The sequence below is a fragment of the Oceanospirillum linum genome (genome assembly GCF_001995095.2).
Lineage (GTDB): Bacteria > Pseudomonadota > Gammaproteobacteria > Pseudomonadales > Halomonadaceae > Oceanospirillum > Oceanospirillum linum.
In genome coordinates this window covers 1-407 of record NZ_MTSD02000186.1, presented here as the reverse complement: position 1 = coordinate 407, position 407 = coordinate 1, and the positions used below count along the sequence as shown (strand labels likewise).

The following is a 407-nucleotide window of genomic DNA, read 5'->3' as shown; positions in this document are numbered from 1 at the left end:
GGCATATTTTTCAGTCTCTGCAATGCGTAACTGTGTTTTGCCCAACTTCGCCATATACTCGCCCAGTGTGTTTACCAAGCTGGCAGGAGGGAATGCCGTGCTGGTTTTAATATCGGCTGCGTATTCAGTCAGCATGACAAAGTCTGCCAGCTTGGGTGTAATGCTACGTTTGAAACCGTCAAACTCTGGCTCTACAAAACAGCGAGTGATTTCACGGGCGCGATCGGCGCGGAAATTCATAAAGATCAAACTGTCGCCATTTTCAACGCTGATCGCCTCACCTTCAGGACGAATACTGCTAGCCGCCACAAACTCATCGTTTTCATCACGGTTATAAGCGGCGTGCAGTGCGGTGACAGCATCGGCACAAATATGCTGCGCTTTGGCTTGTGTGAGCAGGTTGTAAG

The 407-nt window shown here is 49.6% G+C and carries 1 pseudogene; it reads right to left on the bottom strand.

Annotated elements, in window-relative coordinates:
- Positions 1-407 (bottom strand): annotated as a pseudogene (locus tag BTA35_RS17245) (2,3-bisphosphoglycerate-independent phosphoglycerate mutase); the annotation flags it as partial.